Origin of the sequence: Acrocarpospora pleiomorpha (assembly GCF_009687885.1) — a bacterium.
Lineage (GTDB): Bacteria > Actinomycetota > Actinomycetes > Streptosporangiales > Streptosporangiaceae > Acrocarpospora > Acrocarpospora pleiomorpha.
The window spans coordinates 80,766-94,321 of record NZ_BLAF01000036.1; the positions used below are offsets into that span (position 1 = coordinate 80,766).

Annotated in this window: 1 protein-coding gene (only partly in view); it reads right to left on the reverse strand. The window is 71.5% G+C overall.

This entire window lies inside a single protein-coding gene on the reverse strand: locus tag Aple_RS54760, encoding a type I polyketide synthase. The 49,308-nt coding sequence extends 17,151 nt beyond the window's left edge and 18,601 nt beyond its right edge, so the window shows coding positions 18,602-32,157, spanning codon 6,201 (partial) through codon 10,719 (complete); the first complete codon in reading order (the gene reads right to left) occupies positions 13,552 to 13,554. Both codon boundaries (start and stop) fall beyond the window edges.

Below are 13,556 nucleotides of genomic sequence, written 5' to 3' on the forward strand. Positions count from 1 at the left end.
CTCACGGAACTCCCGCCGTACCTGGACAGTCTCCGGCGACGGGTGGCCCAGCACCACCGCCGCCTGCGCCCGCACCAGCTCCACCACCAGCCGGACCTGCTCGGTCTCACCCAGCCCGGCCAGCCGCCGTACCAGCTCCGTGTCCCCGCCCACCGGGGTGGAGACCGCCGATCGGCGGCCCACCCGGACCAGGCCGCGCATGAGATGCGGCACCTGGCCAAGCGTCCGCAGGACCGGCAGATCCAGCCGTGCCGCGACTACCGCCGGTTGCCCTGAAGTGGCGGCCGCGTCGAACGCCGCCAGCCCCTGCTCAGCCGACAACGCCGGCATGCCCGCCCGCGCTATCCGGCGCAGTTCGATCGCGCCCAGACCACCGGTCATCCCGGTTTCCTGCGCCCACAAGCCCCAGGCCAGCGACAACCCGGGCAGCCCCTGCGCCCGGCGCGACTGGGCCAGCGCGTCGAGGAACGCGTTCGCCGCCGCATAGTTGCCCTGACCGGCGTTGCCCGTCACCCCGGCCATCGAGGAGAACACCACGAACCCGGCCAGGTCGCTGCTCCGCGTGAGTTCGTGCAGGTGCCAGGCCGCGTCCACCTTCGGACGCAGCACGCTGTCCAGCCGCTCGGAGGTCAGTGACGGGATCGTCCCGTCGGCCAGCACACCAGCGGTGTGAATCACCGCGGTCAGCGGATGTCCGGCATCGACCTGCGCCAGCAGCGCCGCCACCGCGTCCCGGTCGGCCATGTCGCACGCCGCGATCGTGACCTCAACGCCGTGCGCGATCAGCTCGGCCTGCAGCTCCACCGCGCCCGGAGCCTCCAGGCCCCTTCTGCTGACCAGTAGCAAGTGTCGTACGTCACGCTCGGCCACCACATGGCGAGCGAACAGCGCGCCCAGACCACCGGTCCCACCAGTGATCAACACCGTGCCGTCCGGATCCCACGGCCGCTCCACCGTCTCCGCAGGCGCCATCCGCGCCAGACGCGGAACCCGCACCTCACCCCCGCGCACCGCCACCTGCGGCTCACCGCAGGCCAGCACCCCGGCCAGCATCGAGTCAGACAGCTCACCATCGACATCGGCCAGCACGAACCGGCCCGGATTCTCCGACTGAGCACTCCGGACGAGACCGTGAGCCGCCGCCACCACCGGATCCGGCGCCGCCTCACCAGCATCGGCCGCGACCGCGCCCCGGGTGAGGAACACCAGCTGCGAATCGGCGAATCGCTCATCGGCCAACCACCGCTGGAGCAGATCCAGAACACGAGCGGTCAGCTCATGCGCCGACTCCACCACCCCGACCGCCGGATCCGAGACCAGCTCCGTCAACACCACGCCAGGGACCGGACCCGACTCCAGCAGGGACGAGAGATCCTCGTGGACCGACACCGAAAGCCCGCCCGACCCTCCGGCCGCGTTCTCCCTGGCCGCATTGTCCCCGACCGCGTTGTCCCCGACCGCGTTGTCGCCGACCGTGTTGTCGCCGACCGCCCGGAACGCCGCAGCGGCACCCAGCGTGTCCCGGCCGAGCAGCCCCACCGATACCGGCGCCGCAGCGGCCTCCGGCGCACCGGCCATGGCGGCCCACTCCACCCGGAACAACGCGTCCCGGCCGACGTTACGACCGTCCAGAGCAAGCTGCTCGGTGGAGACCGGCCGCAGGACCACCGACCCGGCCGACAGCACCGGCGCACCCGTCGCGTCCACCGCGACCAGCGACACCGCGTCGCCGCCCATCCCGGCCAGACGTACCCGCAGCATCGACGCGCCGCCCGCGTGCAGGCACACTCCGCCCCAGGAGAGCGGCGACCAGGCGCTTCCCGCCGTGTTCAGCCCGGCGAAAGGCACCGCGTGCAATGCCGCGTCCAGCAGCGCCGGGTGCAACCCGAACTCCCCTGCGCCGCTGACCTGCTCCGGCAGGCTCAGCTCGGCGAACACCTCGCCGTCAGAACCGCGCCAGGCCGCCCGCAGACCCTGGAACGCCGGACCGTATGCGATGCCCTCCTCCGCCAGTTCCTCGTACAGCCCGCCCAGCTCGATCGCGCTCGCGCCGGCCGGGGGCCACACCGCCGCATCGAACGACTCGGCAGGCGAAGGCGCGAGGCCCGTGGTGAGAGTGCCCGTGGTGAGAGTGCCCGTGGCATGGAGCACCCACTGCCCATCGTCGTCTCCGTCCGCCAGACGCGTGTGCACGCTCAGACTCCGGCGGCCCTCTTGTGGCGCGCCCACCGACACCTGCACCACTACCGCGTCGTGCTCGGCGAGAGCCAGCGGCGCGGCCAGCGTCAGCTCCTCGACCACATCGCAGCCGACCTGGTCACCCGCCCGGACCGCCAGTTCCACGAACACGCTGCCCGGCACCACGACCGAGCCCGCCACCACGTGATCGGCCAGCCACGGCTGCGTACTCACCGACAACCGGCCGGTCAGCACCATTCCATCGGTATCGGCCAGGCCCACGGCCGCCCCCAGCAGAGGGTGCCTTGTCGCGGACAAACCCAGAACACGGGCATCACCGCTCTGCCGGGCGGCGTTCGGCCAGAACCGCTGGTGCTGGAAGGCGTAGGTCGGCAGATCGACCCGGCGACCGCCAGCCAGCACGGCCCGCCAGTCCACGGCTACACCGCGCACGAACAGCTCAGCGGCCGAGACCAGGACCCGGTCCAGCCCACCCTCGTCGCGGCGCAGCGTCCCGGTGATCACCGCATCTGCTGCGGCCTCGTCCACGCATTCGCCGATGCCGATTGTCAGCACCGGGTGCGGGCTCACCTCCACGAACGCCCGGTACCGCTGCTCCAGCAACTGCCCGATCGCCGGGGCGAAGCTGACCGTGTTGCGCAGGTTGTCACACCAGTACGCCGCGTCGAGTTCCGGCCCTTCCAGCCACTGGCCGGTCACGGTCGACAGCATCGGCACCCGCACCGCACGCCCTGTCACCTCCGCCAGGACCTGGGCCAGTTCCGCACCGATCAGATCAACCTGAGCCGAATGCGAGGCATAGTCCACCGCGATCCGACGAACCCGCACCCCGTCCTCGGTCAGACGCTCGACCAGCTCCTCGACGGCCTGCACCTCACCGGCCACCACCACCGAGCGAGGGCCGTTGACCGCCGCGACCGACACCCGTCCGTCCCAGACGGCCAGCCGCTCGCGTACCTGCTCGACCGGCAACGCCACCGAGGCCATCGCGCCGAGCCCGGCCAGCCGGTCGGCAATCAGGCGGCTGCGCAGGGCCACGACTCGTGCGCCGTCCTGCAGGGACAGGGCACCCGCGACCACCGCAGCGGCGATCTCGCCCTGAGAGTGGCCGATCACGGCGTCGGGGCGGACTCCTAGGGACTCCCAGACGGCGGCCAAGGAGACCATCACCGCGAACGACACCGGCTGGACCACATCCACCCGATCCAGCCCCGGAGCACCCTCGGTCTGCCGGATCACATCCAGCAGCGACCAGTCCACGAACGGCTCCAACGCCGCCGCGCACTCCGCCATCCGACCAGCGAAGACCGGCGACTCCTCAAGCAGCCGCCCGCCCATACCCACCCACTGAGCCCCCTGACCCGGGAACACCCACACCGACTTCCCGACGACATCGGCCACACCCGTGACCAGGTGAGCCGCCGACTCACCGGCCTCGACCACGGACAGGCCCGCCAGCAGTTCCTCGCGGTCGCGGCCGACCACCACCGCGCGGTGCTCGAACACCGACCGCGACACCACCAACGACGACCCCACATCCACCGGGTCCAGATCGTCGGCCTCCACCTGCGCCGCCAGACGACGCGCCTGACCACGCAACGCCTCCGGAGTCTTCGCCGAGATCACCCACGGCACCACGCCACCGGCCGACCCGGCGGGCTCTTCCACCTCCGGCCGCGTAGCACCTTCCGGTCCTTGCTCCAAGATCACGTGGGCGTTGGTGCCGCTGATCCCGAACGAGGACACACCGGCCCGGCGCGGGTGACCGTTCCGCTGCCACTCCACCGGCTCGGTCAGCAGTTCCACCGCGCCCGAGGCCCAGTCCACGTGCGAGGACGGCGCGTCCACGTGCAGCGTCTTGGGCAGCACGCCATGCCGCATGGCCATGACCATCTTGATCACACCCGCCACACCGGCAGCCGCCTGCGTGTGACCGAGGTTCGACTTGATCGAGCCGAGCAGCAGCGGCCGGCCCTCCGGCCGGTCCTGCCCGTAGGTCGCCAGCAGCGCCTGCGCCTCGATCGGGTCGCCCAGCGTCGTACCGGTACCGTGCGCCTCCACCGCGTCCACTCCAGCGGGAGACAGCCCGGCACCTGCCAGTGCCTGCCGGATCACCCGCTGCTGCGAAGGACCGTTCGGCGCGGTCAACCCGTTGGAAGCGCCGTCCTGGTTGACCGCCGAGCCACGGACGATCGCCAGCACCTGGTGACCGTTGCGCCGAGCGTCCGACAGACGCTCCAGCACCACCATGCCCACGCCCTCGGAATAGCTGGTGCCGTCCGCCGCGTCAGCGAAAGACTTGCTCCGGCCATCGGGCGACAGGCCTCCTTGGGTGCTGAAGTCGATGAACGCCAACGGGGTGGCCATGACGGTCGCGCCACCGGCCAGCGCCAGATCGCATTCGCCCGAGCGCAGTGCCTGCGTCGCCATGTGCATCGCGACCAGTGACGACGAGCAGGCGGTGTCCACCGTCACCGCCGGGCCCTCCAGCCCCAGCGTGTACGAAATCCGGCCAGTCGCGACACTCGCGGCGGTACCGGTGCCGACGAAGCCCATCACCTCTGGCGGGAACTGGGCGTTCATCCCGTAGTCGTGGTAGAAGATGCCGGCGAACACCCCGGTACGACTGCCCCGCAGTGAGGTCGGGTCCATGCCCGCCTGCTCGATCGCCTCCCAGGACGTCTCCAGCAGGATCCGCTGCTGCGGATCCATCGCCAGCGCCTCACGCGGCGAAATGCCGAAGAAGCCCGGGTCGAACTGCGCGGCGCCCTCCAGGAAGCCACCCTCGCGCACGTAACTGGTGCCCCGATGCTCGGTATCCGGGTTGAACAAGGCCCCCAGATCCCAACCCCGCGTGGTCGGGAACTCGGAGATCCCGTCCCCGCCCTCGGCCACCAACCGCCACAGATCCTCCGGAGAATGGACCTCACCCGGGAAATGGCACGCCATACCCACGATCACGATCGGATCGTCGCTCAACGGCAGGGCGGGCGCGGGAATGATCGCGTCAGCGTGCTCGCCGAGCAGTTCGGCCAGCAGGAACTCCGCCAGCACGGTCGGCGTCGGGTAGTCGAACACCAGCGTCGCCGGCAACCGCAAACCCGTCACGCCGTTCAGCCGGTTACGCAGCTCCACCGCGGTGAGGCTGTCGAAGCCCAGCTCACGGAACTCCCTCCGTACCTCCACCGTCTCGGGCGAAACATGGCCCAGCACCATGGCCACCTCGGTGCGCACCAGATCCAGCAGAACCTCGGCACGCTCGGCCGCCCCCAGCGGAGCCAGCCGATTCAGCAACGTCGCCGCCACCACCGAACCGGACGCCGCCGACCGCCGGCCACTCCGCACCAGCCCCCGCAACAACGGGGAGACCTCGCCTTGGGCGCGCAGCACCGCCAGCTCCAGCCGGAGCGGGATCACCACCGGCCGCGTCACCAGGCAGGCCGCGTCGAACAGCGCCAGGCCCTGTTCCACCGACAGCGGCGGCATGCCCGTCCGGGCGATCCGCCGCATGTCGGCCTCGCTCAGCGCGCTGGTCATGCCGGTGTCCTGGGTCCAGGCACCCCAGGCCAGGGACAGCGCGGGCAGCCCTTCGGCCCGGCGCGACTGGGCCAAGGCGTTCAGGAACGTGTTCGCCGCCGCGTAGTTGCCCTGCCCGGGTGCTCCCATGACACCCGACAAGGACGAGTACAGGATGAACGCCGCCAGGTCCACGCCCCTGGTCAGCTCGTGCAGATGCCAGGCCGCGTCCACCTTCGGACGCAACACCCTGCCCAGCCGCTCCGGCGTCAGCGACGAGATCGTCGCGTCCTCCAGGACACCGGCGGTGTGCACGACCGCGGTCAGCGGATGAGCGGCGTCGACGTCGGCCAGCAGGGCCGCCACCTGGTCCCGATCCGCCATGTCGCAGGCGGCGATGGTCACGTGCGCGCCGTGCGCGGCCAGCTCCCGCTCCAGCTCGGCTGCCCCGGCCGCTTCCAGGCCACGGCGGCTGGTCAGCAGCAGGTGCCGTACGCCCCGCTCGGTCACCAGATGCCGGGCCAGACTGCCCCCCAGACCACCGGTGCCACCAGTGATCAGAACTGTCCCGTCCGGATCCCACGGCCGTTCCGGCTCCTCGGCCGGTGTCACCCGGGCCAGACGAGGCACCCGTACCGCGCCTTCACGCACCGCCGCCTGCGGCTCACCGGAGGCCAGCACCGCGGCCAGCGACGAGGAGGACAGCTCCGCGTCGACATCGACCAGCACGAACCGGCCTGGATCCTCCCACTGCGCCGAACGCACCAGGCCCCACACCGCCGCAGCCGCCAGATCGGTGACCGCTTCACTCTCACTCGCGGCCACCGCGCCCCGCGTCACGAACACCAGCCGCGAAGCCCTGAACCGCTCGTCGGCCAACCACCGCTGGAGCAGGTCGAGGATGTGGGCGACCAGCTCGTGCGTCGCCTCCGCCACGTTCTCGGCGTCGGCCGACTCGACGGTGACCATGACCACGTCGGGTGCTGAGTCCAGTGCGGCGAGTTCTCCGGTCAGCTCGACCACGCTCGGGACGGTCTCCGTACCCACCGCCTCCGGCAGCGCGGTCCAGTCCAGCCCGAACAGCGAATCGCGCTCTACGCCGCCACCGCCCGCACCGGCGAACTGCTCGGGGGTGAACGGACGCACGACCAACGAGCGCGCCGACAACACCGGCGCTCCGGCCCGATCGGCCGCCGACAGCGACACGGACTCGTCACCGGACTTGGTCAGCCGGACGCGCAGCAGCGCGGCACCACTCGCGTGCAGGCACACCTCTTGCCAGGAGAAGGGCAGCAGGCCACCCTCCACCACATTCAACCCGGCGAAGCTGACCGCGTGCAGCGCCGCGTCCAGCAACGCCGGATGCACTCCGAACGCGCCCGCGTTCGACGCCGCCTGCTCGGGAAGGGCGACTTCGGCGAAGATCTCACCGCCGGGGCCGCTCCAGGCCGCCCGCAGTCCTCGGAACACCGGGCCGTAGCCCAGCCCTCGGGAGGCCAGTTCGTCATACAGTCCATCCAGCTCGATCGCGGTCGCGTCGGCCGGGGGCCACACCTCCGCGTCGAACGGCACCGCGGCCCGGCCACCCGTGGCGAGCGTCCCGGTGGCGTGCCGCACCCACTGCACCTCGTCGTCGGCCTGCGCCGGCCGGGAGTAGACGCTCAGGGTCCGGCGGCCGGTCTCCTCCGGCGCACCCACCGCGATCTGGACCGCGACCGCCTCGTCCTCGGCCAGCACCAGCGGCGCGGCCAGGGTCAGCTCCTCGACCACATCGCAGCCGACCTGGTCACCCGCCCGGACCGCCAGCTCAAGGAACCCGGTGCCGGGGAAGAACACCATCCCTGCCACGGTGTGGTCGGCCAGCCAGGGATGCGTGGCGAGCGACAGACGGCCGGTCAGCACCACTCCGTCGGAGTCGGCCAGGCCCACCGCCGCGCCCAGGAGAGGATGCTTCGTCGCCGCCAGGCCCGCCGCCGTCACGTTCCCCGCACCGGCGCTCGCACTGCCGTCAGGCCAGAACCACTGGTGCTGGAAGGCATAGGTCGGCAGATCGACCCTGCGCCCACCCGGCAGCAGTGCCCGCCAGTCCACCGTCACACCGCGCACGAACAGCTCGGCGGCCGAGACCAGCACCCGGTCCAGCCCGCCCTCCTCCCGGCGCAACGTTCCGGCGATCACCGCGTCCACCGCGGCCTCGTCCACGCACTCGCCGATGCCGATCGTCAGCACCGGATGCGGGCTCACCTCCACGAACACGCGGTGGCGCTGCTCCAGCAGTTCCCCGATCGCCGGAGCGAAGGCCACCGTGTTGCGCAGGTTGTCACACCAGTACGCCGCGTCGAGTTCCGGTCCCTCCAGCCACTGGCCGGTCACGGTTGACAGCATTGGTATCCGTACCGAACGCGGAGTCACCTCCGCCAGGACCTGGGCCAGCTCCCCACCGATCAGATCGACCTGGGCCGAGTGCGAGGCGTAGTCCACCGCGATACGCCGGACCCGCACCTCCTCAGCGGTCAGTCGCTCGACCAGTTCCTCAATGGCCGCGACCTCACCGGCCACCACCACCGAGCGAGGGCCGTTGATGGCCGCGACCGAGATCCGCCCGTCCCAGACGGCCAGCCGCTCACGCACCTGCTCGACCGGCAACGGCACAGACGCCATCGCCCCGAGCCCGGCCAGCCGGTCGGCGATCAAGCGGCTGCGCAGCGCCACTATCCGGGCGCCGTCTTGTAGAGACAGGCCGCCCGCGACCACCGCGGCCGCGATCTCGCCCTGCGAGTGACCGACCACGGCGTCGGGGCGGACGCCCAGGGATTCCCAGACCGCAGCCAGGGAGACCATCATCGCGAAGGACACCGGCTGGACCACATCCACCCGATCCAGCGACGGGGCGTCTTCGGTCTGGCGGATCACGTCCAGCAGCGACCAGTCCACGAACGGTTCAAGCGCCGCCGCGCACTCCGCCATCCGGCCCGCGAAGACCGGCGACTCCTCAAGCAGCCGCCCGCCCATACCCGCCCACTGCGCCCCCTGACCCGGGAACACCCACACCGACTTACCGGCGATGTCGGCCACACCCGAGACCACGCCCGTCGCCGACTCACCGGCACCGACCGCCGACAGGCCCGACAGCAGGCCGCCACGATCACGCCCGACCACCACCGCACGATGCTCGAACACCGACCGCGACACCACCAGCGAGGACCCCACATCCACCGGGTCCAGCTCGCCGGCCTCCACCTGCGCCGCCAGACGACGCGCCTGACCACGCAACGCCTCCGGAGTCTTCGCCGAGACCACCCACGGCACGACACCCGGCGCCTGTTCCACCGGCTCCGTTACAGGAGCCTCCGGCCCCTGCTCCAAGATCACGTGCGCGTTGGTGCCGCTGATCCCGAAGGAGGAGACACCGGCCCGGCGCGGGTGACCGTTCTGCTGCCACTCCACCGGCTCGGTCAGCAGCTCCACCGCGCCAGAGGCCCAGTCCACATGCGAGGACGGCGCATCGACGTGCAACGTCTTGGGCAGCACCCCGTGCCGCATGGCCAGCACCATCTTGATCACACCGGCGACACCGGCGGCGGCCTGGGTGTGACCGATGTTCGACTTGATCGACCCCAGCAGCAGCGGACGATCCTCGTCCCGATCCCGGCCATAGGTCGCCAGCAGCGCCTGCGCCTCGATCGGGTCACCCAGCGTCGTACCGGTGCCGTGCCCTTCAACCGCGTCCACATCAGCGGGCGCGAGCCCCGCCCCGGCCAGGGCCTTGCGGATCACCCGCCGCTGCGAAGGACCGTTCGGAGCGGTCAGGCCGTTGGACGCGCCGTCCTGGTTGACCGCGGAACCCCGGACGATCGCCAGGACCTGGTGACCGTTACGGCGCGCGTCCGACAGACGCTCCAGCACCAGCATGCCGACGCCCTCGGACCAGCCCGCGCCGTCGGCCGCGTCGGAGTAGGACTTGCACCTGCCGTCAGGGGCCAGGCCGCCCTGCCCCGTGAAGTCGATGAACGGCCCAGGAGTGGCCATCACCGTCACACCACCGGCCAGCGCGAGCGAGCAGTCACCGCCGCGCAGCGCCTGCGCCGCGAGGTGCATCGCCACCAGCGACGACGAGCACGCGGTGTCCACCGTCACCGCCGGGCCCTCCAGACCCAGGGTGTAGGAGAGCCGGCCGGTGGCGACGCTGCCGGCGGTGCCGGTGCCCATGAAGCCCATCACGTCGGCGGGGAAGGCCGTGCTGTTCGCGTAGTCGTGGTACATGACACCGGCGAACACGCCCGTGTGGCTGCCCCGCAGCGAGACCGGGTCGATCCCGGTCCGCTCGATCGCCTCCCAGGTCACCTCAAGCAGCAGCCGCTGCTGCGGGTCCATCGCCAGCGCCTCACGCGGCGAGATGCCGAAGAACCCGGGGTCGAACTCGCCGGCCTCGTGCAGGAAGCCACCCGCCTGGACGTACTTGACGGCTTGGCCCTCGGCTTGAGAGAGCGCGTCACGGTGCCAGCCGCGTGTCGTCGGGAAGGGGGAGATGGCGTCCGCGCCCTCGGTGACCAGCCGCCACAGGTCCTCGGGAGAGTTGACCCCGCCCGGATAGCGGCACGCCATGCCCACGATCACGATCGGGTCATCCGCCACCGGCAGGATGGCCGTGGGGATGATCGCGTCGGCGTCCTCACCGAGCAGCTCGGCCAGCAGGAACTCCGCGAGCAGCGTCGGCGTCGGGTAGTCGAACACCAGCGTCGCAGGCAACCGCAGGCCGGTCGCGCCGTTCAGCCGGTTACGCAGCTCCACGGCCGTGAGCGAGTCGAAGCCCAGCTCGCGGAACTCCCGCCGCACCTCCACCGTGCCGGGGGAGACGTGCCCGAGCACGACGGCCACCTCGGTGCGCACCAGATCCAGCAGGACCTCGGCGCGCTCGGCCACTCCCAGCGGAGCCAGCCGCTGCAGCAACGTCGCGGCCACCACAGAACCGGACGCCGCCGACCGCCTCCCTCCCCGCACCAGCCCGCGCAGCAGCGCCGGGATCTCGCCCTGCGTCCGCAGTGCCGACGGCTCAAGCCGGACCGGGATGAGCAACGCGTGCTCCAGCGTGGTGGCGGCCTCGAACAACGCCAGACCTTGTTCTGGCGACAGCGGCGGCATGCCCGCCCGTGCCATTCTGCGCATTTCGGCGTCGTCGAGTGTGCCGGTCATCCCGGCGTCCTGGCTCCACGCGCCCCAGGCCAGCGAGAGCGCGGGCAGTCCCGCCGCCCGCCGCTGCTGGGCCAGCGCGTCCAGGAAGACGTTGGCCGCCGCGTAGTTGCCCTGACCGGCGTTGCCCATCACCCCGGCCAGCGAGGAGAACAGCACGAACGCCGCGAGGTCCAGGCCCTGGGTGAGCTCGTGCAGGTGCCAGGCGGCGTCCACCTTGGGACGCAGCACCGCGTCCAGCCGCTCCGGCGTCAGCGAGGGAATCGTGCCGTCATCCAGCACACCGGCGGTGTGAATGACCGCGGTCAGCGGATGCCCGGCATCGATCCCGGCCAGCAGGGCCGCCGCCTGATCCCGATCCGCCAGGTCGCACGCCGCGATCTCGACCTCGACGCCGTGCGCGATCAGCTCGGCCCGCAGTTCCACCGCGCCCGGAGCGTCCAGACCACGGCGGCTGGCCAGCAGCAGACGCCGTACCCCACGCTCGGCCACCACATGCCGCGCGAACAGCGCACCCAGACCACCGGTCCCGCCAGTGATCAACACTGTGCCGTCCGGAGCCCACGGACGGGCACCGTCCTCATCGAGGACATCGCCAGGATCAGCGGCGCGTGTCACCCGCGCCAGCCGCGGCACCCGTACGCCATCTTCACGTACCGCTACCTGCGGCTCGCCCGACGCCGACGCGGCGGCCAGCACTCCCGGCAGGGCCGGCAGCGACTGCCCGGCCATGTCGACCAGTGCGAACCGGCCTGGTTCCTCCCACTGCGCGGACCGCACCAGTCCCCACACAGCGGCGGCCGCCAGGTCCGTCACGGTTTCGCTCTCGCTCGCCGCGACGGCACCCCTGGTCACGAACACCAGCCTGGAGCGGAGACAGCGGTCATCGGCCAGCCAGGCACGCAGCAGGTCCAGCGCCGCGGCGGTCAACTCGTGAACCGACGCGACCACGTCGCCGTGCTCCGCGGAGCCGACCGTAACGGTCACCACCTCTGGCACCGTCTCCAGCGCCGCCAGGTCCGATGCCGGAGTCAAGGTCAGCTCGACCGAATCGAAATCGACGGCGGCCGGCCCGTCGGGCAACGCCGTCCAGGCCAGCTGGAACAGCGAGTCCCTGAGCGGGTCGCGACCACCGCCAAAGGCAGCCTGGTCGGCCGTGACCGGACGCAGCACCAGTGACCGCGCTGAGAGCACCGGTTCCCCTGCGGCGTCCACCGCGATCACCGAGACCGTGTCGCCTCCGGTCCTGTCCAGCCGGACACGCAGCACCGACGCGCCACCGGCGTGCAGGCACACCTCACCCCAGGAGAACGGCAACCGGCCGTCGGCATCGTCAAGACCGGCGAAGGTCACGGCGTGCAGCGCCGCGTCCAGCAGCGCCGGATGCATTCCGAACGAAGCCGCGTTCGACTGCGCCTGCTCGGGCAGGACGACGTCGGCGAACACCTCGCCGTCAGCACCTCGCCAGGCGGCCCGCAGTCCCTGGAACACCGGCCCGTAGTGGAAGCCGCCCGCAGCGAGCCGGTCGTACAGGTCGTCCACCTGGATGGGGGTGGCGTCCTGCGGGGGCCACACGGCCGTGTCGAAGGCGGCGGCGCCGGGCCCGGTCACGGCCAGCACACCGGTGGCATGCCGTACCCATGGTTCCTCGTCGGCGGCTTCGGCCGGACGGGCGTAGATGCTCAGGTTGCGGCGGCCGGACTCGGCCGCCGAGGCCACCCACACCTGCACCGCGACGGCGTCCCGCTCGCCGAGCACCAGGGGCGTGGTCAGGGTCAGCTCCTCGACCATGTCGCAGCCGACCTGGTCACCCGCCCTGATCGCCAGCTCGAGGAACCCGGTGCCCGGGAAGATGACCGTGCCGCCGACAGCGTGGTCGGCCAGCCACGGATGCGACCGCAGCGACAACCGCCCGGTCAGCAGCACTCCCGCCGAGTCGGCCAGCCCGACCGCGACACCCAGCAGTGGGTGCCTTGCGGCGGCCAGCCCCGCGGCCGCCACGTTCCCTGCCTGGGTGGCGCTGCCGTCGGACCAGAAACGCTGCCGCTGGAACGTGTACGTCGGCATGTCGATCCGGCGCCCGCCCTGGAGCACCGCCTGCCAGTCCACCGGCACCCCACGCACGTGCAGCTGGGCCAGCGCCGCCATGATCGCGGTCTGCTCGTCCCGATCCTTGCGCAGAACCGGCACCAGCACCGAATCGGCGAGTTCGACCAGGATGTCCTCAGCCATCGCGGTCAGCACGCCGTCAGGACCGAGCTCCAGGTAGGCGGTCACTCCCTGCCGGTGCAGCACCCGCACGGCGTCGGCGAAGCGCACCGCGCTCCGCACCTGCCCCACCCAGTAGCCGGGTGAGCACAGCTGCTCGGCCGTGGCCTGCTCTCCGGTCAGGGTGGACACGATCGGGATTCGCGGGGGGTTGTAGGTCAGCGTCCCGGCCAGGGTGCGGAAGTCCGCCAGCATCGGGTCCATCAACGGCGAATGGAACGCGTGCGAGACCCGCAACCGCCGCGTCTTGACGCCCTGAGACTCCAGCGCAGCCGCCATCTCAAGGACCGAATCCTCAACCCCGGAGATCACCACCGAGGCCGGACCGTTCACCGCGGCGACCGATACCTCGGCCTCACGCCCGGCCAGCAGGCCGGCGACCG